Origin of the sequence: Mycolicibacterium wolinskyi str. Jessa 2025, assembly GCF_049241375.1 — a bacterium.
Classification (GTDB): Bacteria; Actinomycetota; Actinomycetes; order Mycobacteriales; family Mycobacteriaceae; genus Mycobacterium; species Mycobacterium wolinskyi.
In genome coordinates this window covers 3,527,349-3,550,353 of sequence record NZ_CP185960.1, presented here as the reverse complement: position 1 = coordinate 3,550,353, position 23,005 = coordinate 3,527,349, and the positions used below count along the sequence as shown (strand labels likewise).

The 23,005-nt window shown below is 66.0% G+C and carries 21 protein-coding genes and 5 pseudogenes; 8 read left to right on the top strand and 18 right to left on the bottom strand.

Annotated elements, in window-relative coordinates:
* Nucleotides 1-94 precede the first annotated feature (94 nt).
* From ACOI2T_RS17525 to ACOI2T_RS17515, 3 genes and pseudogenes are all read right to left on the bottom strand, one after another.
* A pseudogene (locus ACOI2T_RS17525) lies at nt 95-778 on the bottom strand (helix-turn-helix domain-containing protein); the annotation flags it as partial.
* A gap of 251 nt (nt 779-1,029) precedes the next feature.
* On the bottom strand, nt 1,030-1,485 hold the full coding sequence (locus ACOI2T_RS17520) for a YkvA family protein (protein ID WP_047040634.1): 456 nt from the start codon (nt 1,483-1,485) through the stop codon (nt 1,030-1,032).
* Nucleotides 1,482-2,078: a Chromate resistance protein ChrB gene (locus ACOI2T_RS17515; RefSeq protein ID WP_052773270.1), complete on the bottom strand. Its 597-nt coding sequence runs from the start codon at nt 2,076-2,078 to the stop codon at nt 1,482-1,484. The genes ACOI2T_RS17520 and ACOI2T_RS17515 overlap by 4 nt, the downstream gene beginning before the upstream one ends.
* A 149-nt stretch (nt 2,079-2,227) precedes the next feature.
* On the opposite strand from ACOI2T_RS17515, the gene ACOI2T_RS17510 reads away from it, so the two are divergent.
* A complete protein-coding gene (locus tag ACOI2T_RS17510) occupies nt 2,228-2,446 on the top strand; it encodes a three-helix bundle dimerization domain-containing protein (protein ID WP_232530499.1) in 219 nt (72 codons plus the stop codon).
* Nucleotides 2,447-2,541: 95 nt separating this feature from the next.
* On the opposite strand, the gene ACOI2T_RS17505 is transcribed toward ACOI2T_RS17510, so the two are convergent.
* Together ACOI2T_RS17505 and ACOI2T_RS17500 are read right to left on the bottom strand one after the other, a co-directional pair.
* Nucleotides 2,542-2,838 (bottom strand): hypothetical protein, encoded by a 297-nt coding sequence (locus ACOI2T_RS17505; RefSeq protein WP_131721944.1) that lies wholly within the window; start codon nt 2,836-2,838, stop codon nt 2,542-2,544.
* Between the two features lie 117 nt (nt 2,839-2,955).
* Nucleotides 2,956-3,126 carry an ANTAR domain-containing protein gene (locus tag ACOI2T_RS17500; RefSeq protein WP_327083887.1) on the bottom strand — a complete coding sequence of 57 codons (171 nt, stop codon included), beginning with the start codon at nt 3,124-3,126 and terminating at the stop codon, nt 2,956-2,958.
* Between the two features lie 504 nt (nt 3,127-3,630).
* On the opposite strand from ACOI2T_RS17500, the pseudogene ACOI2T_RS17495 reads away from it, so the two are divergent.
* Together ACOI2T_RS17495 and ACOI2T_RS17490 are read left to right on the top strand one after the other, a co-directional pair.
* Nucleotides 3,631-3,714, top strand: a pseudogene (locus tag ACOI2T_RS17495) (hypothetical protein); the annotation flags it as partial.
* Nucleotides 3,715-3,897: a hypothetical protein gene (locus ACOI2T_RS17490; RefSeq protein WP_047040625.1), complete on the top strand. Its 183-nt coding sequence runs from the start codon at nt 3,715-3,717 to the stop codon at nt 3,895-3,897.
* Between the two features lie 372 nt (nt 3,898-4,269).
* Here ACOI2T_RS17490 and ACOI2T_RS17485 read toward each other — a convergent pair.
* A pseudogene (locus ACOI2T_RS17485) lies at nt 4,270-5,389 on the bottom strand (adenylate cyclase regulatory domain-containing protein).
* 695 nt (nt 5,390-6,084) lie between these two features.
* Between ACOI2T_RS17485 and ACOI2T_RS17480 the strand changes: the two are divergent.
* Nucleotides 6,085-6,858 (top strand): FadR/GntR family transcriptional regulator, encoded by a 774-nt coding sequence (locus ACOI2T_RS17480; protein ID WP_075909486.1) that lies wholly within the window; start codon nt 6,085-6,087, stop codon nt 6,856-6,858.
* Between the two features lie 186 nt (nt 6,859-7,044).
* Here ACOI2T_RS17480 and ACOI2T_RS17475 read toward each other — a convergent pair.
* Nucleotides 7,045-7,323: pseudogene (locus ACOI2T_RS17475) on the bottom strand (serine hydrolase domain-containing protein); the annotation flags it as partial.
* A gap of 40 nt (nt 7,324-7,363) precedes the next feature.
* Nucleotides 7,364-7,787 (bottom strand): annotated as a pseudogene (locus ACOI2T_RS17470) (transposase); the annotation flags it as partial.
* A 167-nt stretch (nt 7,788-7,954) separates the two neighbouring features.
* On the opposite strand from ACOI2T_RS17470, the gene ACOI2T_RS17465 reads away from it, so the two are divergent.
* A complete protein-coding gene (locus ACOI2T_RS17465; RefSeq protein ID WP_225330463.1) occupies nt 7,955-8,218 on the top strand; it encodes a site-specific integrase in 264 nt (87 codons plus the stop codon).
* 30 nt (nt 8,219-8,248) lie between these two features.
* A complete protein-coding gene (locus tag ACOI2T_RS17460; RefSeq protein ID WP_011331207.1) occupies nt 8,249-8,875 on the top strand; it encodes a tyrosine-type recombinase/integrase in 627 nt (208 codons plus the stop codon).
* 5 nt (nt 8,876-8,880) lie between these two features.
* On the opposite strand, the gene ACOI2T_RS17455 is transcribed toward ACOI2T_RS17460, so the two are convergent.
* The 7 genes from ACOI2T_RS17455 to ACOI2T_RS17425 all read right to left on the bottom strand — a co-directional run bounded on the left by ACOI2T_RS17455 (nt 8,881) and on the right by ACOI2T_RS17425 (nt 15,964).
* Entirely contained in the window at nt 8,881-9,450 is a 570-nt protein-coding gene (locus tag ACOI2T_RS17455; RefSeq protein WP_019346206.1) for a MaoC/PaaZ C-terminal domain-containing protein, read from the bottom strand.
* Nucleotides 9,447-10,205 (bottom strand): 3-hydroxyacyl-CoA dehydrogenase, encoded by a 759-nt coding sequence (locus ACOI2T_RS17450; RefSeq protein ID WP_011331213.1) that lies wholly within the window; start codon nt 10,203-10,205, stop codon nt 9,447-9,449. Before ACOI2T_RS17450 ends, ACOI2T_RS17455 begins: the two co-directional genes overlap by 4 nt.
* 91 nt (nt 10,206-10,296) lie before the next feature.
* The gene (locus ACOI2T_RS17445) at nt 10,297-11,457 is read right to left on the bottom strand and encodes an acyl-CoA dehydrogenase family protein (RefSeq protein ID WP_011331214.1); all 1,161 of its coding nucleotides are present in this window, start codon (nt 11,455-11,457) and stop codon (nt 10,297-10,299) included.
* Between the two features lie 8 nt (nt 11,458-11,465).
* Nucleotides 11,466-12,254 (bottom strand): enoyl-CoA hydratase/isomerase family protein, encoded by a 789-nt coding sequence (locus ACOI2T_RS17440; protein ID WP_011331215.1) that lies wholly within the window; start codon nt 12,252-12,254, stop codon nt 11,466-11,468.
* Nucleotides 12,251-13,918 (bottom strand): long-chain-fatty-acid--CoA ligase, encoded by a 1,668-nt coding sequence (locus ACOI2T_RS17435; protein WP_011331216.1) that lies wholly within the window; start codon nt 13,916-13,918, stop codon nt 12,251-12,253. Before ACOI2T_RS17435 ends, ACOI2T_RS17440 begins: the two co-directional genes overlap by 4 nt.
* Before the next feature lie 7 nt (nt 13,919-13,925).
* The gene (locus ACOI2T_RS17430) at nt 13,926-15,101 is read right to left on the bottom strand and encodes a thiolase family protein (RefSeq protein WP_011331217.1); all 1,176 of its coding nucleotides are present in this window, start codon (nt 15,099-15,101) and stop codon (nt 13,926-13,928) included.
* A complete protein-coding gene (locus ACOI2T_RS17425; protein ID WP_011331218.1) occupies nt 15,098-15,964 on the bottom strand; it encodes a CoA transferase in 867 nt (288 codons plus the stop codon). Before ACOI2T_RS17425 ends, ACOI2T_RS17430 begins: the two co-directional genes overlap by 4 nt.
* A 101-nt stretch (nt 15,965-16,065) precedes the next feature.
* Here ACOI2T_RS17425 and ACOI2T_RS17420 point away from each other — a divergent pair, with 101 nt between their 5' ends.
* Entirely contained in the window at nt 16,066-16,653 is a 588-nt protein-coding gene (locus ACOI2T_RS17420) for a TetR/AcrR family transcriptional regulator (protein WP_011331219.1), read from the top strand.
* Nucleotides 16,654-16,779: 126 nt separating this feature from the next.
* On the opposite strand, the gene ACOI2T_RS17415 is transcribed toward ACOI2T_RS17420, so the two are convergent.
* The gene (locus tag ACOI2T_RS17415; protein WP_011331220.1) at nt 16,780-19,815 is read right to left on the bottom strand and encodes a Tn3 family transposase; all 3,036 of its coding nucleotides are present in this window, start codon (nt 19,813-19,815) and stop codon (nt 16,780-16,782) included.
* A gap of 166 nt (nt 19,816-19,981) precedes the next feature.
* Between ACOI2T_RS17415 and ACOI2T_RS17410 the strand changes: the two genes are divergently transcribed.
* Complete coding sequence (locus ACOI2T_RS17410; RefSeq protein ID WP_409506502.1) at nt 19,982-20,704, top strand: aspartate/glutamate racemase family protein; 723 nt, start codon at nt 19,982-19,984, stop codon at nt 20,702-20,704.
* A gap of 54 nt (nt 20,705-20,758) precedes the next feature.
* Here ACOI2T_RS17410 and ACOI2T_RS17405 read toward each other — a convergent pair whose 3' ends face one another.
* Nucleotides 20,759-21,574, bottom strand: coding sequence for a bifunctional allantoicase/(S)-ureidoglycine aminohydrolase (locus ACOI2T_RS17405; protein ID WP_409506501.1), 816 nt, complete (start codon nt 21,572-21,574; stop codon nt 20,759-20,761).
* The gene (locus ACOI2T_RS17400) at nt 21,571-22,848 is read right to left on the bottom strand and encodes a DUF6986 family protein (RefSeq protein ID WP_409506500.1); all 1,278 of its coding nucleotides are present in this window, start codon (nt 22,846-22,848) and stop codon (nt 21,571-21,573) included. The genes ACOI2T_RS17405 and ACOI2T_RS17400 overlap by 4 nt, the downstream gene beginning before the upstream one ends.
* Nucleotides 22,849-23,005 lie beyond the last annotated feature (157 nt).

Here is a 23,005-nt window from a genome sequence, read left to right as displayed (position 1 = left end):
GCTCATGATCGGACCTTCGGATATTCAGATCATCCTCGGGAAGGTGCGCCCACTTTCACGCCCCCTCACCGAGGCTCATCCACAGGTTCTGATCATTGCTCGTCAACACTCGTTTGACGGTGATGCCGTGGTCGGCGAAGAACGCGTTGGCGCGTTTCCAGAATCCCGCGGCGGTTTCTTTGCGTTCGTCGGTGAGGTCCTCGGAGTAGGCCAGCCGGGAGTGGTCATCAACGGCGTGGTGCAAGAACGTGTATCCCATGCCGCAGCGGTTGCGCCGGCCGGCTTGGCGACCCAGCTTGCGATGGCCGCCCCCGTCGGGGATGCGGCCCAGTTTCTTGACGTCGACATGGACCAAGTCGCCGGGAGCCGGGTGCTCATAGCGGCGGGGTTTGGGCCGGCGTACCGGTAACCCGGTGTTTTGGTCCAGGTGCCGCAGCAATGGCATCCGGTAGCGGCGCAGCACCGCCTCAACGGTCGAGCGTGGCAGGTGCAGGTAAGCGGCGATGCGATGTGGGCCCCAGCGCCGGGTGAAGCGCAGGTTGACGATGCGCCGCTCACGTCGTTTCGGCAACCGCAACGGACTGCGATGCGGCCGGCTGGGCCGGTCTACCATCGCTGCTTCGCCACCGTCGCGATAACGGTCGGCCCATTTCTTGGCTGTGGCCACCGAACATTGGAACCGCTCAGCCGCGCGCCGCAAACTCCAGCCCTGATCAACAACCGCCTGCGCAAGCCGCAACCGCCCACGAGGAGTCAACGAAGCATTAGCGTGGACCATGAGGACCTCTCGGTAATCGGATGTGCGTGTTTGGTAACCACACCGATACCGGAGGTCCTCACCTACTTCCGCTCACCACGCCGTTCACAACCTGTCTGGGAGTTACATCTAGCGGCCTCTACCCCGGCGCCAACCTTCGTGATGAAGGGCAAGAGTCTTATCTGTAACGGTTGAGGGGTGTGTAGGACTGTTCCCCACGTGGTTCTCAGCGCGGTTTGACGTCGTAGGTGACAGTGTTATCTGTAACGGTGTCACCCACGTTGGGGTGGTACGTCTCTGTGTTGTCGGCTGGAGGGCTTGGCCAGCCCGGTGAGTCGGGTCAGTGCGGTGAATCCGTCGTCGGTTCCGGGCCAGTGTGCGCGAACGGTGTCGAGGCCGGCGCGGCGGACGACGCTGCGCAGGACGGCGGCGACGATGATGGCGTCGTCGGCGTATCCGAGCACCGGGATGAAGTCGGGGATCAGGTCGATCGGGATCGCGAGGTAGGCCAGCAGCAACCCGAGGCGGACGCGGATCCCGCGCGGCAGGGTGCTGTCGCCGGCGAGGCGACGCACCAGCCGCAGCACGTCGGGCAGGATGCGCACCGCCTCGCGCAGTAGCCCTCCCCGCGGCCGGAGAATTGCCAGTGCGACCAGCAATGCCAGCCAGGCGAATAGGAGTGCGCCGCCAACGCCGATGAGGAGATCCCACCCGAATGAGCCCGTCACGATTCGTGCGCCACGTGCAGCCGCTGCGAGGTGCGCGCATCGGTTTGCGCGGATGTTTCGGCCTGCAGGGCAGCGTCCTCAAACGCTGCCAGCTCAGCAGCCGCGGCGTCGACGGCTGCGCGGGCAGCGTGCCCACCGGGGGCCGTGAAGTAGTCACGGGCGGCGATCTTGGCCAGCCAGCTGCGGAACCGGTCCAGGTCGGCTTCGGACTCCTCGACCTCGGCGTAGGTGAGCCGTCCGCGAGCGCGTTCATCGGCCAGCTCCTGGCGCAGCGCCGGGAGCCGCTCCAGGACTTCGGCGTACTCGCCGTCGCGGGCGGCGTTAAGCTCGTCGATCACGGCCTGTTCGTCGGCGGGATCGACGAAGCTCATCGGTAGGACGCGGGCGGTGCCGCCGTGGTGATGGATCCGATCGGCCAGCCGCCGCACTTCGCGGACCACATGTGCGTGGGCGGGCAGCAGACACACCGATTGCTGCAGATATAAGGCACCGAGCGAGCGCAGTTTGCGCCACACCTGCACCCGCAGCGTGCCCGCCGCGCCAGCAGTCGACACGCTGATCACCAGCCAATCGAGTTCGTCGCCCCTAGCCACAATGAGATGTTACACCCGTAACATCATGCTGATACAGCAGCTACGCGGGCTGAGGTATCTGGTGGCCAGCAGCTGCACCCAACCTCGCTGCGGCAGCCGTGAGATTGATCCCGTTGACGCGGTCAGCGTGTATGCCCCAAGCTGTCGACGTGGCCCAGATCAGCGAAACGCTGTTGATCGACCAGGTCGTGGCGCGGCTCACCGCCAGCTACGCCGACCTGCCGCCGGACCATGTGGCCGGCGCCGTGCGCAGCGCGCACGCCCGGTTCGAGCAGAGCCCGATACGGGAGTTCGTGCCGCTGCTCGTCGAGCGGCATGCCCGCGCCGAGTTGTCCCGCAGCGCCGGTCTGCTTACCTGGTCGTCCTAGGCGTCAGCGCAGGCCCGCCCCGCTTTGCACCGCTCAGCGGCACCAGATCGAGATCGCGACCACCCAAACCGATCAGCTCCGTGGTTGGGTAGCGGTCAGAGGTGTGCCGGCCCGGGCCCTGCCGCAGCGGGGAATCGCTCCTCGATCGCATCAAGCAGGCGTTGCAGCGCGTACTGTTCCTGCTCGCGATGCCGGATCTCCCGTCTGATGCGGTGGACCTGGTTCATCTCGCCGCGCAGTTGATACTTGGCCAGCGCGGCCTCGTGGGCCGCCATCCGGTCAATGAGCAGCTCACGCTGGCGCGAAAGCTCACCCCGGTAGTAGTCGGCCTGGCGAACATCCGCGGCTCGCGCGGCTGCGATGTCGTGGTCTGAGACGGTGGACGTGCTCATCTGGCACACCGTAACCGAGCACCAGACCATGCGCGCGGGCAACAACGAGCCAAAAAGCTCCACCGCCACCCGTTGCACCGCGGGCCAGGAACTGCGGCGTTCAGCTCGTCGACGCGTTCACCAACGCCAACCGCGCCGGCATGACATCGCCCCACAGACGCAGCGCCACCGCGCGATGCTCCCGATTCCCACCCCGGATTCTCGGACCGCACAGGCGATCTCGTCGAACGCGTCCCGCTCAGAACACCCACGCCATCCGATCAAAACGCCGATCGCTACATCGATCACTCGGCGTGACGACGGGTCCGCACCCCGGCCCAACTGGCTCACCTCGTCCACCCTTTCCGCGCCGGAATCATCTCGATCAACCCTGTGTACCCCCGGGCTATGAACAACAGCCACCTCGCAGAAGAACAAACTCGCGACGCCGAACCCGGCGATCGCGGTGCTCAGTCATCTCTTCCTCCGACGCCCCCGGGAGGTCCAGGCAGGTACGACGCCGACCACTTATGCCAACCGTTGGCCTGGTCGACGCCATCACCGATTCTGATCCGACAGACGAACTCGCCTGCTTCGTGGGCGATCACATTGATCTGCTCCCGGAGGTAATTTAGAACCTCGCTTGCTGTCCGATCCGAAGGGACGAACAGGTGGACCGTTTTCCACATTTCCTCCACCAGGCTCCCTTCGCCCCCTCCACCGCACCGATCGCCGCGGTCGGCCCAGCGCAACGCCCGTCGTCACAGTGCACACCATGCACGCTGACTGCACCCGCAACCGTGAAAAGGCGACCTGATCATCGGTGACATAGACGACGGCCGGGCCAGCGTCCAATGCCCACGTTGCGGCGCCCCAAGTCGCCGACCCTGTGAAACGGTGCGCCCGGGCGCCAGTCTCGTCGGCTACCACCGCGAGCGCGGCTACCGCCACGATGAGCTCCTCGACCTGGGCTACATCAAGTACACGCTCGTCAACGAATCCACCCAGCACCCACTTTTCCTGTGGCGCCGCCGGACACAACGCCCGATCATCCGCGACGGCTACCGCCAGTCCGACTAAGGCCGGGCACTACGGCTCAACTAGTTCGAGAAGTCGTCGGCAACATGTGTCGCACGTGTCGCTGAAAGAGCAGACGTTCTACACATGTAATCTACGTTGCTACCAGCAAGAACACGCCAATTGTTCATCTCATTACAGATAAGCGGTCGCGGTGAGGCGGTCAACAATCGCGGCTAGCACGGTTTTCGATGTCCCCTCGCGCGACACCATCTAATCATGCCGAATCAACCAGCGGCGTTGGTGAATGCTACAGCCAGATCGGCGTGCCACGGCACCGACACCTCGTCGCTATCCGGAGCCTGGACCGTTTGTCTTCCCGAACCAGGAGTCTGCGACCGCAACGCAAGGCCATACGCAAGTCGGTGAAGGCGATTACTCAGCCTGCCGGGCGCGCTGGACCCTGAAGAGCTTTACTTTGCCGCTCACGCCTTTGAGCCGGCGTGCGCCCATCGACGACCAGGTGAAGTCCGCAGCGTTGCCGACGGCCTCGCGCGTGGAGTCGGCGACCGCCACCGTCCCCGGCCGCGCCGCTGCCGTTACTCGACTGGCCACGTTGACAGGACTGCCGAACCAGTCGCCCCCGCGTGTGATCGCCAGTCCGGAAGCCACGCCGATCCGCAAGCGCGGCAAGCCATTTGCTGCCGCGTCGTCAGCCAAGTCGAGGATTGCCCGCAGCAATGGCGCCGGATCGAAGCACATGAGCATCACGGCGTCACCCACCGACTTCACCAGCCGCACCGGGGTGACCGCTACGTGCTGGGCCGATTCGGCGAGCCGACTGGCAACGCGTTCAAGCTCCAGAGGTGGCAGCACCTCCCCCAATTTGGTGAAGCCGGCAACATCAGCGAACGCCACCGTTACCTGGTGGGCCCCGGGTAATCTTCCGGCAGCCCGCTCAGCGGCGCTCACGGCCTCAACCTGGAACGAAGTGCGAAGTTGCATAAACAATAGGTCTTCGATCAGCGGTCCGAGGTGAGGCGCGGATCGACGCGCCAGCTGCTCGACCGCCTGCGCCAGCTCGATTTCACTTGTCCCCGGCCGCAGGAGGGTGTTGAGGGCCGCATCGCGCATCGTCGCGGCGGCACCCCAGTCCCGCGATCAGCATGCGCATCACGGCAACCGTTTCGTCCGGCTCGACGCCCATGTCGAGGAAGAATTTCGCGTGCGCGATCGCTTTTCCGTCGGCGCGCAGCAGTACGGCTGCGTCGGGGTCGTCGATCCTCGGCCTTCCGACCGCGCCGTAGAGGCGCTGCAGGAGGTCCAATTCGATCCCTGTGGATTCGCTGATCTCACGCGCGGACACATAGGTCCCGTCGTCGCCGAAGATCGTGTTCGCGGGCAGCAGTAGAGGCGTAGCGAGCGATCTACGTATCTCGTCGAGGGGGTAGCCTTTTCCGATCAGCCATGTGACGAGGTCGGCACGCTCTTCGCGGGCTTGGCCCTCAAGGCCGTCGAGCATACCAAACTCCTCGATGTCGTGGTTAGCTGCCATACCGCAAACGTACTGCTCGATGCATCGCCTACCGCATCGATTCGCAGCGCCACAAGTCGACGGGTGCGTTCGGACAACTTCGCGAAACTTCGCGCTCGGTCCATGCGGAACCGGGCTTCCGAATCAGTGAGGTATTTGCACGCCAAATATCGCCACGGCCCCACGAGCAACTTGGGCATAGCCCGATATCCAACGGTGACTCGCAAGAATTCCCGGGCGTCGGCCACGACCGGCCACCCCGTCTGGCGCTTGGGATGATCTCCACACTTTTCGGGCGTCGCGATCACATCGCCTCCACGGCCGACCCGGGTTGCCGCTACACGGGATCCTGAACCGTGACTCGGTCCCGTTGCTTGTCGACATCGCTAACAGGTGCAGAGGTTGACCGCGGGCCCGCCATGCCAAGATCCCGCCGAGCGGGATACCCATTGACCTGCTATAGAGTTGGCTTACGTCCCTCGTCCGCCGGTGACTGACCATAGCCGATCGCGCGAATGACCACAGAACCGACAACGCCGGGCTATCCGTGACGCCGCCCCACACTCCCTTGAGTTGACCACGAGACTACGCGAGGCAATGACTTGCGAGTCACGTCAGCGAATTCTCGTGCAATTCAGTATGATTTATATCAGAGGGCTGCAGGCTGGAGCTGAAGCTCCGCCCCACGTCACGCCAAGCAGGGCATAGGAGCGGGAGTGGACAGCGATATCGACCAGGCGGCAAACACATCTGAGATACCGCATGCAGCGCGCCGCTATACAAGAGTACCCAAGGCGTCAGATATTCTGGCCGACCGGCTCCGCGCAAAAATCCTCGGCCGCGCGATGCGGCCCGGCGACCAACTGGCTTCGGAAGCGGAGTTGATCTCCGGAGAGGGCTTTAGCAGAGGCACCGTGCGAGAGGCGCTGCGCCTGCTCGAATCCGATGGTTTGATCGAAATCCGCCGAGGCCCACGCGGTGGCATTCGGGTAACTCGTCCCGACCTGCGGCAGATCAGCAGATCCGTTGCGCTCCTACTGACCCTCGCTGAAACCTCAACCAGAAAGTTCTACGAGTTCCGCAAACTCCTCGAACCCGCTATTGCCGCTATGGCAGCCCGGTCGGCCACCGACGAGCAGCGCGGCTGGCTACTCGCGATCGCTGACGCCACATCTCGAAACGGCTCATGGGAACCATCGGTGGAGTTCCACGAGGCTCTCGCGGTTTGCAGCAACAACGAGGTCTTGCGGCTCGTCATATCGATGTTCGAGCAAGAGTTGTCGTGGCACGTCCCAGGTGAGTCGCTCACCGAGCTAGACATGGAGGATACCCGCCGGGCGCACCAGAGCATCGCGCGTGCGGTGGCTGCCGGCGACGCCGACCGCGCGTCGAGCGCAATGCAACGTCACCTGAACCAGTTCGAGCGAATGCTCGACACAAACGGCCGCCTCGACGAGCCGCTGCTCCCCCGAGAGCGTTGGCTCCAGTGACGCCGACCCCCTCGCTCGTCACCGTTTTCACAACGCGCTTACGGGGCATCAGGCAGCGAAGCCATCCACCGATGCATGCCCAACACGCAGCCCGCGTCGCGTCCCTGGCTTGGCAGGGTTGATGCAGACAACAATGATCTTTATTGACTGGGCTCGTCATCGAGGAGATGGACGGCTTGGGCGGTGTAGGTTAGACAGCCCGGCGCGGTGGCGCATCATGTCGCGAATTGTGATGGCTGACTTGCCGTTCGCGCCGAACTCGGGCCAGTATTCGGCGACCGGCACGTCGTAGGAAGCAATCCCCGGTCGACAAGCCGACGGATGACCGTGGAAGCCAATCCCTCTGTCGCTGAAAACGCCATCGCGCCGGTGTTGGCCGCCGACGGTACGCTGCCATGACGATCGGCCCCACCCGATCCACACATCAACAACCGGTCTGCCATCGAGGTATACCGGCAGCGCGCCCGAGACTGTCAAGTTAACGGTGTAACTCGTTGTTGTAGTGTTACTTTCGTTCTGGGGTTAAACGTCCGGGGAAGGCGATCTCGAACGCGTTGAGGGGTGCCTTCCAGCGGTTGATCCAGCGTTGTCGGCCTTTGCCGGTCGGGTCGAGGCTCATGATCGCCAGGTAGACGCACTTCAGGGCGGGCCTGCTCGGTCGGGAAGTGCCCTCGGGCGTTGACGGCCCTGCGGATGCGCGAGTTCAGGCTTTCGATGCTGTTGGTCGTGCAGATCACGCCGCGGATTTCCTTGTCGAAGGCCAGGAATGGCACGAACTCGGCCCACGCGTTGTCCCACAGCTTGACGATCGCCGGGTAGCGCTGGCCCCAGGTCTCGCTGAACGCGACGAATGCATCCAACGCCGCCGACTCGCTTGCCGCGGTGTAGACCAATTTGAGATCCTTGGCGATCGCCGCCCAGTCCTTCTTGGGGGTCGGGGAGCAGATTCTCGAAATCCGGCGCTAAGGATTTACGGCAGATAGTAGCGTACTATCTGCCGTAACTCGTGAGTCGTCCTGCCGCGATGGTCGTTCCGGAGATGGGCGACTCCGGAAACTATCTGCCGTAGTGCTGAAGGGCGGTCGGGGTGGGATCGGTGAGCTCGCTACCGGCGCGGGCCGCCGGGATCCGGCTGGCGGACGCGACGCGGACCTTTCTGGGCACGATCGCGGCGGTGAACACCCGCCGCGCCTACGCCTCGGCGTTGGATCGGATGGTGCGCGACTTCGGCGCGGACGGCGATGTCGGGTTGTTGAACCCGGATCGGGTGTCGGGGTGGTTCGACTACGTGTGGGGCGACAAGGCCCCCAAGACCTACAACCTCCGGCTGACCGCGGTGTCGGCGGCGTGCGCCTACTGACGCGATCAACAGTGGCTGACCGGCGATCCGGTGTCGCGCCTGCGGGCGCGGCCGAGTGCGCCGGACAACAGCAAGGCGATGACCGCCGCCGAGGTTGCGGAGCTGCTGGGCATGGACGCGGCCCTGCGCGAGCGGGTGTTCTGGTCGATGCTGTATGAGTCCGCCGCGCGGGCGGAGGAGATCCTGAATCTCGACATCGAGGACCTGGACACCGTGAACCGATGCGCCACGGTCACCCGCAAGGGCGGCGCCCGCGAGGTGATCTATTGGCAGACCGGCACCGCACGGCCGCTGCCCCGGCTGATCGCCGGACGGAAGTCCGGGCCGCTGTTCCTGACCGACCGCAAAGCCAAGCCGTCGGTCGCCAAGACCGACACCGACAACTCGACCGGCCGCGCCCGACTTTCCTACCGCCGCGCCGCGACGCTCCTCGAGGAGCACACCGAAGGGATGCGACGCGGACCGTTCACGCTGCACCAGCTGCGGCACTCGCGACTGACCCACGCCGCAGAGAAGGGCGCTTCCACGCCGATGCTGATGGCGTTGAGCGGACACACCTCGGTGCGCAGCCTGGTCAAATACGCGAAGGTCTCCGCCGAGGCGCTGGGGCGCTGGCAGGCCGAGACCGATCCCGCTGCGCGGCGGCGCTCCCGCTGAATCTCTCAGTAGCTGACGGTGACGAGTTCCGGCGCGTGTCTGCGTATCTTGTTCAGCACCTTGACTGTTCGGCCCGAGCGCATCTGCTCGAGGGGGGCCGAAAGAGACCAATCAAGTGCGGCACCGTCGATGGGTGTGGTCTTCCGCGTCCGGGAACTCATAGCCGCTGCCGGGCGTGCGTGGTCGTGGTGTTTGTCGGATCCGGCGGGGGCACGGCCGAGAGTAGGGCCGTGAGGTCGCGCGAGACCTCGCCGGGGTTGGAACAGCCGTGGGAGATGAGCGCGCGGGAGCGCGGCTTCGGTCAGGCCGTATCGGATATGGACGGCGTCGTGGTGTTGCAGGATCGCCAACGTGTGGATTCCACTGGCGATCAGGCCACCGAACTGGCCGTCCTGCGCCGCCGCCCGGTCGATGTGAAACCACTGGGGATCCCAGTGGGTGGCGAAGTCGACGAGTTCGGCCTCGGTCACCGTGTGTGAGCCCAAGTCGAAACGCTGGCCGATGCCCAGGTCCTCGGCGTATACAAGGCGTGTGTGCTCATGGTGCGATCCCACCTGCACGCCGACGGGTTTCACCGCGGCGCCATGCGGATCGCGCCGTCGAGGCGGATGGTTTCGCCGTTGAGCATCGGGTTGGTCACGATCGCCTCGACCAGCTGCGCGTACTCGGCGGGGTCGCCGAGCCGGTTCGGGTGCGGCACCTGCTGTCCCAGCGAAATCTGAGCCGCCTCGGGCAGCGTGCCCAGCAGCGGGGTCTTGAACAGGCCGGGCGCGATGGTGTTCACCCGGATCAGCAGCGACGCCAGGTCGCGGGCGATCGGCAGGGTGGCGCCGACGATCCCGCCCTTCGATGCCGAGTACGCGGCCTGTCCGATCTGCCCGTCGAAGGCCGCGACCGAGGCGGTGTTGACGATCACGCCGCGCTCGCCGTCGACGGGCTCGTTCTGCGACATCGCGTGCGCGGCGAGGCGGATGACGTTGAAGGTTCCGGTCAGGTTGACCTTGACGATCTTCTCGAATTCGGCCAGCGGGAACGGTCCGTTCTTACCGACGGTCTTGACGGCGTTGCCGATGCCGGCGCAGTTCACGGTGATTCGCAGTGAGGACTCCGCGTTGGCGCGCTCGACCGCCTCGGTGACCGCGGCCTCGTCGGTGACATCCGCCGGAGCGAATTCCACGGTGTCGCCGAGAGCAGCCAGCGCATCCGTGTTCGCGGTGGGCAGGTCGACGGCGATTACCCGGGCGCCCGACTTGGCGAGGGCGGTGACGGTGGCCAGTCCGAGGCCCGAGGCTCCGCCGGTGACGAGTGCGTTGGTTCCGGTGATATGCATGAATACTCCTGACGAAATAGGTTGAGAACATCGGGTTTTTGACAAAGTGAGGTGTGACTGACGCAGTGGTGTCACTGCGCGAAGGTCAACCTCATAAGGCGCGGCCGATGAGTTCCTTCATGATCTCGTTGGTGCCGCCGTAGATCTTCTGCACGCGGGAAGCGGCGTACATCTGCGCGATCGGGTACTCCATCATGTAGCCGTAGCCACCGAAGACCTGCAGGCAGCGGTCGACGATCTCGCACTGCTTGTCGCTGCCCCACAGCTTGGCCATCGACGCGGTCGCCGCGTCGAGGGTGCCGTCGAGGTGACGCTGGATGCAGTGGTCCATCAGGGTCTTGCCGGCCAGCACGTCGGTCTTGCACTCGGCGAGTACGAACTTCGTGTTCTGGAAGTTCAGGATCGGCTTGCCGAAGGCGTGACGTTCCTTGGCGTACCTGATGCTCTCCGCCACCGCGGCCTCGGCCACCGCGACACCGCCGACACCGAGGATCAGCCGCTCACGCTGCAGCTGACCCATCAGCTGGTAGAAGCCCTGCCCCTCGACGCCGCCGAGCAGATTCGCTGCCGGCACCCGCATGTCGGTGAACGACAACTCGCGGGTGTCCTGGCCGTGCTGGCCGATCTTGTCCAGCACCCGCCCACGCTCGAACCCCGGAAGATTCTCCGTCTCCGCGACGAGCAGCGAGATACCCTTGGAACCTTGGCTCGGGTCCGTTTTGGCGACGATGACGAGCAGGTCGCAGTGCGACGCGTTCGAGATGAACGTCTTCGAGCCGTTGATCACGTAGTGGCCGCCGTCGCGAACCGCGGTGGTCCGTACGGCCTGCAGGTCCGAGCCGGTGCCGGGTTCGGTCATCGCAATGGCGAGGACGCTCTCACCGCTCGCACATTTCGATAGCCAGCGCTTCTTCTGGTCCTCGGTGGCATAGGCGGCGATGTAGTGCGCGACGATCGTCGAGTGCACGGCGAAGCCGAACGCGGTGTCGTGGGCGTAGGCGATCTCCTGCTGCACGATCGCCTCGTGGCCGAAGTTGCCGCCCCCGCCGCCGTATTCTTCGGCGATGTCGAGGCACAGCAGTCCCGCGGCGCCGGCCTTGGTCCAGAACTCGCGGTCGACCTGGTGCTGCGCGGCCCAACGGTCCTGGTTCGGGGTGGCTTCCTTGCGGAAGAACTCGGCGGCGTGCTTACGCAGCAGCGCCTGATCGTCGGTCTCCCACGGGGAGCGGTAATCGGGGAACAGCTCGCTCATGATCGGTCCTACTTTCCGGTGAATTCGGGGGCGCGCTTGGCGAGGAACGCGGCCTGGCCCTCGCGGCTGTCGGCGGAATGGATGGCAACGTGAAAGTTGCGCTTCTCGTGCTCGAGTCCTTGCGCCAGAGAGGTTTCCAGGGCCTGGAGGGCGGCATCCTTGGCCAGCGCCACCGCGAGCGGTGAGTTGGCGGCGATCCGCTGCGCCATGGCGACCGCCGCTTCGAGGGCGGTGCCGTCCGGGACGGTCTCGGCGACGATGCCGGCCGCGCACGCCCGCTGTGCGGACAGGAAGTCGCCGGTGAGCAGTAGGGCCATCGCCTTGGACTTGCCGACGGCCTGAATCAGGCGCTGGGTTCCGCCGCCGCCCGGGATCACGCCGAGCTTCACCTCCGGGACACCGAACTTGGCGGATTCGCCGGCGATGACGATGTCGCAGGCAAGCGCCAACTCGCAGCCGCCGCCGAGTGCGAGGCCCTCGACCGCAGCGAGGACCGGCTTCGGGAATCGGCCCAGGTCGGCCCAGATGGTGCCGCCCAGCGCGGCTCGATCGCCGAGCAGCGACTGGTCGCGAATGGCGTCGAAATTGGTGATGTCGGCTCCGGCGCAGAAGATCCCGCCGGCGCCGGTGAGCACGATGGCACGGATCTCGTCGTCGTGCCGAGCCGCGACGAGCTCGGTGTTCAAGGCGGTGAGCACCGCCTCGTTCAGACTGTTGCGAGCCTTGGGCCGGTTGATCTCCAGGATCAGGAGGTGGCTGTCGCGGGCCGTGCGTAGCGGGGCGTTGTCGGGGTTCATCGGACGTCCTCGTAGACGTTGGTGTGCGCGGCGCGCATGGCCTTCTTGTCGAGCTTGCCGACGCTGGTGCGGGGCAGCTGGTCCAGATACAGGACGGTCTCGGGCAATTGCCATTTGGCGAATGCATCGGCGAGCAATTCGTGGATCTCCGACAGTGGAAGTTCCTGCCCGTCGGTCGTCACGACGAGTGCTACTGGACGCTCCTGCCACTTCGGGTGCGGGACGCCGATGACGGCCGCCTCGGCGATCTTCGGATGGGCAACGAGTGCGTTCTCCATGTCGATGGAGGAAATCCATTCGCCACCCGACTTGACCACGTCCTTGATCCGGTCGGTGATCTTCAAGTAACCATTCGGGTCGATGGTCCCGACATCGCCGCTACGCCAATACCCGTCGAGGAACTTGTCGGCGTCGTCGTCGAGCTTGTGATAGCGCTCGATGATCCACGGTCCGCGCAGCAGCACTTCACCCTGACTCGTGCCGTCGTGCGGGAGATCGTTGCCTTCCGCGTCGACGATCCGGATGTCGATGCCGTTGACCGGCAAACCCTGCTTACGCTTGAGATCCCACTTCTCCTCGTCCGAGATCACACCGCGCAGCGAGGGCTTCAGTCCCCGGTTCACCGCGACCAGAGGGGTGGTCTCGGTGGCGCCGTAGGCGTGGATGACGTCGGCTCCAGTGATGTCGTGGAAGTCGCGCATCAGCGACAGCGGCGGCTCGGTGGCACCGGACAGCAGCCGCGCGCGGGAGAAGTCCGGTGCGACCGCAAGCGTCTTGATGTAGTTCATCATGGGCTGGAAGATCGCCGGCGCACCGTTTGCGACGGTGACTTGCTCCGCGATCATCGCGTCCACGAGGACGGATGTGTCCTCGGCGATGTAGCGACCGGGCAGCACGATTTTTGCGGCACTGTAGGCGGCCGCCTGGGGTAGGCCCCAGCCCTGGCCGTGGAACATCGGCGTGATGAGCATGACGGCATCGTCGCTGCTCATCCCGAGTCCGGCGACCTCGGCGAGGGTGTGCAGGTAGATGCCGCGATGCGAGTAGTAGATGCCCTTGGGCCTGCCGGTGGTGCCGGTGGTGTAACACGCGCTGTAGGAGGAGGTTTCGTCGATGACCGGCCAGTCGATCTCCGGGCCGGCGTCCGCGAGCAGGTCCTCCCAGTGCACCGCGTGCGGGAGCGTGGTGGTGATGTCGGCCAGCGGCTTATCGGTCATCACCACCCACGTCTTCACGTTCGGCGTATGCGGTGCCAGCGCCTCGGCAACCGGAAGCAGCGACTCGTCGATGAGGACCACCGATGCATCACTGTGTCCGGTGACGTAAGCGAGATCCTCTGGCGCCAAACGCAGGTTCATCTGCAACATCACGGCAGCGAGGCCGGGAATCGCCCAGTACAGCTCGTAGTGCCGCTTGCTGTTCCAGTCGAGGATCCCGACCACATCGCCCGGCCCGACGCCGATCGAGCGAAGTGCATTGGCACTTCGTTGGATTCGCGCGTAGGCATCGGCGTAGGTGTACCGGTCCCAGCCGCCGTCCGCGGTGCGGTACACGATCTCCTGCTCGGGATAGGTGCGCGCGGCGTGCCGGATGATGGTGGTGGTGTTGAGTTGATAGTGGTCGCCGTGGGTGGAGGGCAGGCCCCTCACGATCTCGTGGCTCATGACGTCCTCAGATGCGTTCGATGATGGTGGCGTTCGCGGTGCCGGTGGCCTCGCAGACGGTCTGCAAGCCGAACCTCTTGCCGGAGCGTTCGAGTTCGCAGAGCAGGTCGGTGAGCATCCGGGCTCCGGTCGAGCCCAGCGGGTGGCCGAGGGCGACGGAGCCGCCGTTGACGTTCAGCTTGTCGTCCGGGACGCCGAATTCCCGTTGGAAGATCAGCGGCACACCGGCGAAGGCCTCGTTGACCTCGAACAGGTCGATCTCCTCGACGGCCAACCCGCTTCGGCCGAGCGCCTTGTGGGCGGCGTCGAGGATCGCGGTGAACTGGATGATCGGGTCGGCGGCGGCGACCGACAGCGCGCGGAACCGGGCGCGTGGGATGAGGCCGTTGCGCTCGGCGTACTCGCGGTCGGCGATCAGCAGCGCGGCCGCGCCGTCGCTGATCTGCGAGGAGTTGGCCGCCGTGGTCCGCCCGTCGGCGCCGAACACGGCTTTCAGGCTCGCCATCTTGGCGGGGTCGATGTGCTCGCGGATGCCCTCGTCCGAGTCGATGACCGGACCGGTCGGGTCGTCGGGGTCGGCGGTGATCGGCACCATCTGGTCGCGGAACTTCCCGGCCCGCGTCGCGGCGTGCGCCCGCTCGTGGCTGCGAGCGCTGAACGCGTCCAACGCCGCTCGGCTCAGGTCGAACCTCTCGTTCATCAGCTCCGACGACGGGCCCTGCGCCATCAGCCCACCGTCGTAGCGGTCGAGTTCGCGCGGGCTGTACTGCGGGCCGAGCGGCGCGCCGGGCAGGAACGCCGGAGGCATCGGCACCCGTGACATCGACTCGACGCCGCAGGCGATCACCAGGTCGTGGGAACCCGCCATCACCGCCTGGGCGGCGAAGCTGACCGCCTGCTGCCCTGAACCGCACTGGCGGTCGATCGTCACCGCGGGGACCGACTCGGGCAGCCCGGCGGCGAGCACCGCGTGGCGGCCGAGATTGCCCGACTGGACATCGTGCTGGATGACGCAGCCGGTGATGACGTCCTCGATCGCGGCGGGGTCGACGCCGGCGCGGGCCACAAGCTCCCGCAGCGTCTGCCCGAGCAGGTCCACCGGATGCCATGCGCTGAGGATCCCTCCGCGACGGCCGACCGGGGTCCGGACCGCGCCGACGATAACGGCCTCGCGAACACTCATGACAAAGCTCCTTGTGCTGAATTACGGGGTGCCGAATCGCGGATTCCGATCAGGGGAATGTCGAGGCGCTTCGCGACCTCCTCCCATTCGCGCGTCGGCTTGGAAAGAAACGTCTGCTCGAGCTCCTCCTGGGTGCCCTCGACACCGAGACCGGCGCGGGCGCGCTCCCAGAAGTGCGGCTCGAGCGCGGCCAGCGCGACGTGGCCGTCGGAGCTGGAGTAGATCCGGTAACCGGGATGCGCCCCGCCGAGCGGCGCGCCCGCTCCCATCAGACCGTGCCGAACTGCGGCGCCGGCGTCGGCGGCCGCCTGTTCGAGGACGACCCGCTCGCGGTGTCCCACGCCGGACTCCGCGGCCACGCGCAGGGCGAGCAGGGCCGCGGACACGGCGCGCTCGGCGCCGAGCAGGTCGGCCACCGGGACGGTCGGCATCGTCGGCGGCTGGAGAGTGCCGTGCAGGGCCTGGTACGTCAGGTCATGGCCGGGCTGCTCCGCCGCGATCCCGTCGTGCCCGACGATCTCGATATGCGACAGGTGCGGATTCGCCGCGGTCAACTCGTCCAGGCCGAGCTTGACCAGCGCCGAGGGGCGCATGGCGGTGAGCATCAGGTCGGCACGCGACAGCTCGCGCGCCGCCACCGCCCGATCAGCGGGGTCCTTGAGGTCGAGGGTCACGACCCGCTGGCCCACAGTGAGCTCGTCGTACCACGTCGGCGCCACGGCCCGCAGCGGGTCGCCGGCCGGCGGTTCGATCTTGGTGACGGTGGCGCCCAGCGCCCGTAGCCGCGCGGCGGCGAGCGGGCCCGGCAGATTGATCGCGAGCGACACCACCTGCACGCCCTGCAGCGAACTCGACTGCGACATCATCAACCCCTTTTTGACTATACTGATGTATAGCCATTAATGCGCATGTACTGTCTAATGTCAAGGGTGTATGCTTTTTTCCCTGATAGGAGGCAATTTCTGTGACCGACCCCCGCGCCAGTGACGAGGACCTCACCGCGAAGGCCCGCATTCGCAACGCCGCGCTCGACCTCTACGCCGAGCGCGGCGAGGATCGCGTCTCGATGCGCGCCGTCGCCGCCGCCGCCGGGGTCGCCGTGGGATTGGTGCAGCACCACTTCAAGACCAAGGACGGGCTACGCGTCGCCGTCGAGCAACTGGTCGTCGACTATTACGCTCTGGCGATCGCCTCTGTGCCGGACGAGGGCGCCCCAGCGCAGGTCGCCGCCGCTCGAGACGAGGCGGTGCGGCACATGCTCGCGACGCATCCGACGGTGGTGAACTACATCCGGCGCGCTGTGCTCGATCCGCAGGGAAAGAGCGAGTTACTCGAGCGGCTGACCGACCTGAGTCGCAGAGAGATCTCCAAACTCCGCTATTCGGGCAAGACCTCGACACGGCGATCCGAGTCCTCACAGGTCATCGGGCTGATGGTTCGTCAGCTGGGGCAGCTGCTCATGCAGCCGATGATCGATGACATGTGTGACTTCCTCGACCGGACGGGCGTGCCGCACAGCGACAAACTGACGCTCTCCGTGACCGTAATCTAGCGGTAGTTTGTTGGGTCAGGTCGGAGGTAGAGGTGCAGGCCGTGGCCTGTTTCGCGGCTCAGGAGAGACTTCCGCCGACATGCGTCGTCAGGTCCTGAGCGGTCATCCGCCACCCTTCGACTCGCGCTACTCGTCGTCGTCGGCGTCCGGGTCGCGCAGCGGTCGGTGAACTCCGCTGGGGTCGGGCAGGTGGAAGCTGTAGTGCCCGTCGATGCCGATGTGGGCGCGCACGAACGCCGACAATCGCTCGACATCGGTGTCGAGCACCGGGTATCCGCCGGCTCGCAGCGCGGCGAGGGCGCGGTTCTCGTAGACGGTGTTCCACACGACGACGCAATTGAGCACCAATCCCAGCGCCGAGAGCTGGTCTTCCATGCCCTCGTAGTAGGCGCGGGTCATCTCGCCCTTGCGGCCGTGATAGATCGTGCGCGCCAGGTCGTGACGACCCTCGACGAGATTGGACTGGGCCTTGCCCTCGCGCCGGTAAGGTTCGTCGTCGGCCAGGCGCAGGATGTGCAGGGTCTTGAAGATCCGCCCGAAATGGGCGATGGCCTGGCCCAACGCGGTCGGCTGCCCGTCGCGGGAGATCATCCTGGTGACCTCGTGCGCCGACACCTCACCGGAGTGGATCGACACCGCGATCCGGCACATGTCCTCCCAGTGCGCGGCGATCTTGGCGGTGTCGATCACCCCGCGCGCCGCCTTGTCCAGCGGCCCGTAGTCGGCTCGGGCGTCGATGCGCCACAACCGCTGATCGGGCAGGTTCGCCAGCTGCGGCCGGTACTGGCGGCCGATCAGATGCAGCAGTCCGAACACGATGTCGGAATACGACCCGGTGTCGGTGATGATGACCTCCGGAATCCGCCCGCCGTGCTGGGACACGATCACGTCGATGGTGTGCAGCGAATCGCGAGGTGTTCCGCGCAGCACCTTGCCTGCCAGCCCGGCGGACTGGTCGTTGAGCATGTTCAACCAGGTGATGCCCAGTTTCCGGCCGAAGTACTTCGGGTTCGGGCGGGCGTTATGGGTGCGCACGGGCACCACGAACCGCATCCCGTCCACCGAGGCGACCAGCCCGCCGCCCCACGCTTGGGCCAGGGGGATGTCGGCCTGGGCGTCGACCAGCACGGCGTTGGCCGCCTCGATGGTCTCGGCCCGCACGTAGCACTGGTCGACGTGCAGCAGCCGATCCCTGGTCAGGGCGTCGACACCAGGCGTTGTCACCGGTTTGAACCCGACGTTCATCGCATAGGAACAGAGCACGGCCGCCACCGACAAGCCGAGGTCGGCGACGCGGGCCTCGTTGCCCGAGGTGTGGGTGAACGCCTCGGTGAAACCGGGATGCCAGCTCATCACCTCCGTGACCAGTTCCGGCAGGTCCACACGCGGGATCATCGCCTCCACCCGGCGGCGCAGGTCGACCAGCGACGCGGGCTCGGCCTTGGCGTCCAGCGCGGCGACGTGCAGTTTGCCGTCGGCGTCGATGCTGGCTGGGGTGTCCTCGCCCAGCCGTGCGGCCAACTCCCGATAAGCGGTCTCCAACGCCGTCGCGTGATCGGTCAGCAGCTGCGTCGGCGCGGCGGGCAGGCCCAGCGCGTTCATGCCGGCGTCACGCGCAGCCTCCCAGGCTTCGCCTGCCAGCAGGTGCGCCCGCGGGTCGCGCCACCGCGACGAACGCACCGCGAAGATGCTGCGGTGCTTGAGGTGTCGGTGGAACTGTTCCAACACGCAGATCGTGTAGGAGTTCCGGTCGACGGTGCCCTCCGGTCGGCCCGGCGTGTAGATCAAGCGCTTCCACGCGCCGACGATCAAGTCGTGGTCGACCTTGCGGGCGTCCAGCAGGTTTGCCGGGATCTTGCCCGACGACCTGGATGTCAGCAGCTCGGCGAGGGTCTTCATTGCCGCCAGGACGGCGGCGCCGTCACTGGTCGCGCCGAACTCGATCGTGTCCATCAGCATCGACAGGAACGGGCGGACCGTGGCGAACTTGCCGGCCAACTCGATCAACCGCTGCCCATCCAGCTCCGCGTCGTCGGCGGGCACCAGCTCGTCGACCGCCTGGACCGCGTGCCGCAACTCGGCCCGGGTGACGGTCTTCTCGATCATGTCCAACACCACGCCCAGCCCGACGTCCTGGTTGACCTCGACCATCTCCAGCAGCACCTTCACCGCTGCCGCGAGCTTGCCTGCGTTGCGTGACACCCTCGGATAGCGACGCAGCTTCTCCTCGCGAGACTCCCGCTCGGCCTTGGACAGAAGCTTCGTCGTCATCAACATGTCGAAGGTCTCCAACACGTCGTCGACCGCCCGCGCGCTCAACACAACGACCGTCGCGGCCAGCACCGCCAAGCGCTGCTCACGCGTGGGCAGCCGCCGCAGCGCGGCGGCCTTGCTCGCCAACCCGTAGGTCGCCAACCCCGTCAACCGACGCGGCGGGATCGCCCTCACGTCGATGCTGTCCACCCCGACCGCTTGCAGGTCGACAACCCTGCGCAGCGCCGCGAGCATCCCCTTCGACGACGCCTTGAACACGCCCTTGCGCAGCCGCTCCAGCTCGCTGACCTTCTGCCCGCCCTCCGCAGGAACCTCCAGCAGCCGCAACAAGGCAGACGCGGACTCCGAGGTCAGCTGCTCGCCGAGCTGGCGCCACAACCGGGCGTCCGCCGCGTTGCGGCCGTCGCCGATCAGCCGCTCCAACGTGGTGATCCCCGGCAGCAGCGCCTGACGCTTCCGCAGCCATGTCACTGCGTCGCCGAAGATCGCCTTCGGTCCGTCGCCGGTCATCCACGCCTGGTCGACGATCCACGACGTGAGCTCCGACTCCATCTCGCCGAACGGCTTGAGTCCGTACACCTGCTGGATTTCCCAGGCGTGTTCGAGCTTGGTCTTCTCCCGATCGGTGTACCGCTTCACCATCGACGGATCGGAGATCTCCAACTGCTCGGCCAGATACTCGATCAACGCGGGCGGGACATCCAGCGGATCAGCCAGGAACATTCCCAGGTGACGCACCGTCACCACCTGCACCGCGAACCCCAGACGGTTGTAGTCGCGCCGCCGCGCAGCGATCAGCCGCCGGTCCTCGTCATCCAAGTAGCAGTAACGCTCCAGCTCCTGCCGAGACAACGCACCGAACCGGCCATAGCCGCCCTCATCAGTCACGACGACATGAAATCACCTACAGCGCAAGGTCGCTCGGCGATTGCCCCTTAGCGCCGGATTTCGTCAATCTGCTCCCCGACCCCCTGGTCGCAGACCGCCGGGGACCGTTCAACGATGTCTCCGGCGAGCCGATCGCCGTGGCCAGCACGCACTAGTAGGGACCTCCATGAAAATCCTCGTCGCCAACGTCAACACGACGGTTTCGATGACCGATGCGATCGCCGAGTCGGCGCGCGGCGTCGCGTCACCGGGTACCGAGATCGTCGGAATCACACCGCGTTTCGGTGCGGACTCGTGCGAAGGAAACTTCGAGAGCTATCTCGCGGCCATCGCAGTCATGGACGCGATCACGTCATATCCCGAGCCGTTCGACGCGGTGATCCAGGCCGGCTACGGCGAGCACGGCAGGGAAGGTTTACAGGAGTTGCTCGACGTCCCGGTGGTGGACATCACCGAGGCAGCCGCGTCGACAGCGATGTACCTCGGACACAAGTACTCGGTCGTCACCACGCTCGACCGCACCGTCCCACTGATCGAAGACCGTCTCAAGGTCGCGGGACTCGACGCGCGATGCGCGTCGGTGCGGGCGTCCGGCCTCGGTGTGCTCGAACTCGAGTCGGATCCGGAACGGGCCGTCGAGGCGATCGTCCACCAGGCGCGCGAGGCCGTCGAAAACGATCACGCCGAAGTGATCTGCCTGGGCTGCGGCGGTATGGCCGAACTGGAAGAGAAGGTGAGGGCCGCGACGGGTGTCCCAATCGTCGACGGAGTCCGCTCGGCGGTCACCATCGCCGAAGGGCTGGTCCGGATGGGTTTGTCCACGTCAAAGGTGCGGACCTACGCGACTCCGCGCGAGAAGAAGGTCATCGGCTGGCCTTTTCGGTTGTAGGCCAACGACATACACGACACCGGGCGCCTCAGAAGAGGCGCCCGGTTCGACGCGTCAGAGCATGATCTGGCGGTTGACGTCCTTGTACAGCAGGTATCGGAAGTTCGACGGCCCGCCCGCATAGCAAGCCTGCGGGCAGAAGGCGCGCAGCGAGAGGAAGTCGCCCTCCTGAACCTCCACCCAGTCTCCGTTGAGGTGGTAGACGGCCTTGCCCTCGAGCATCAGGAGGCCGTGTTCCATCACGTGGGTCTCGGCGAACGGAATGGTCGCACCGGGCTCGAACGTCACGATGTTGACGTGCATGTCGTACCCGAGGTCCTGCGGGTCGAGCATGCGCGTCGTGCGCCATTTTCCGTCGGTCCCCGGCATGGCTGACGGTGCGATGTCCCGCTCATTGCCGAACTTGACCGACACCGTGTGGCCCTCGATGGCCTCATAGCGCTTGCGGATCCAGACGAACGTCGCATCGGCGTCCCCGTCGTTGTGGGCCGACCAGTCGGTGCCTGCCGGCAGGTAGGCGAAGCCGCCCTCGGTGAGGGTCTGGGACTGACCTGCCGCGTCGACGGTGAGCGCACCCGAGGTGACGAACAGGAAGCTCTGCACCTCGGGCTGCGGCTCCGGTCGCTTCGCCCCGCCGCCCGGCTTGACCTCGACGATCGCTTGGTAATACGTCGTCGCACCACCGGCGACCGGTCGGTTGATGATCCATGCGCGGGTATCGGTCCACTCCGGGAACACCGAGGTGACGATGTCCGAGAGAACACCGCGCGGGATCACCGTGTAGGCCTCGGTGACGATGGCGCGGTCGGTCAGCAGATCGGTCTGCGGGGGCAGGCCGCCGCGGGGCGTGTAGTACGACGCAGTGGTCACTGATTGCTCCTGGTTGTGCGGCCGAGCGCGATGTCGCGCACGGTGGACGTGGGGAGATCGGTGGCGGTTTCGATCTCGTCGGCGGTGAGGGCGCCGCACACGCTGCCACGATGGATCACGTTCGCCAGTGCGCGGGCGGTGGCCGGCTCATCCATGACGGTCGAGTCGAGTCGGTGAACGTAATTGCGCAGGCGCGTCGCGGCGGACGCGAAGGCGCCGCGGTAGAACGCGTAAGTCGCCAGGTATCGCGTGACGAGCTGAGCGGGGTGCATGTCCCAGCCCTGGTAGATGCCGCGTTCCAGATGGCGCCGGACCAAGCGCGCGTGCAGCTTCCACGCCATGGCGACGTTGTCGGGGTCGCCGACCGGCAGGATGTTGGTCGAGCCGTCGGACAGGTGAACGCCGGTGCCCGCCACCGCGAGTTGCATGACGTTCTTGGCGTGGTCTGCTGCCGGATGTGCCATCGATTGGTACGCGGCCGCGATACCGAGGGACGCCGAGTAGTCGTAGGTCCCGTAGTGCAGCGAGCTGACGCGCCCCTGGCCGGCGTGGATGAACTCGGCAACGGGTGCGCGACCATCGGAGCCGAGGATCGCCTGCGGTGTCTCGACCTGCACTTCGAAGCGAATGCGGCCATCCGGCAATCCGTTCGCACGTTCGAGTGCGCTCGCGACGACGACCATGGCCTCGACCTGGTCGACGGACGTCACCTTGGGAAGGGTGAGGGTGAGGCCGTCGGGCAGGCCGCCGGACTCCACGAGTCCGCTGACGAACATGTCGAGCGTGCGCAGTCCGCGCGCACGGGTGCCTGCTTCGAAGCACTTGAAGCGGGTGCCGACGAACGGCGTCGAGGTGCCTGCGTCGAGCGCGACCCGCAGTGCGGCGACCGCCTGTGCGACATCGGCGTCCTCGGTCGCATCGTCGAAGGTGCCGTAGCCGTCCTCGAAGTCGATGCGCAGGTCTTCGATCGGCTCGCTGGTCAGCTTGTGCTCAACGAGGGCTGCGAGCGTCTCGGGCGCACAGTCGGTTCCGCCGCTCGCACCGACGAGTACAGCGACCGCGTCCAGCCCGCCCGCGTCCTTCGCGGCTGCGAGCGCGGTGGAGCCCCAGTCGGCGGGCAGCGCCGCCGAGTATCGGTTGCCCGGGACATAGACGGTGTGAACCGGCTGGCGACGGCCGTCATCACCGGGGTATTGGTTCGCCAGGTGCGCGTCGGCGGCCGAGAGCCGGCGATCGACGTCGGCCAGCACCGCATCGTCGAGGCGTCGTGTCACGGGCGTCCCTATCCTCTCCGGAAGTCTCTGTGAAAACAGAATTCCACAATGCGGAGTTTAGCGTGAGGTTATCGACGCATGATTTCCTGATCTGTCATCCAAACAAGTTTCCGTATTGCGGAAACAAAGTTGGGCATGTTGGATGAAAGACAGATCG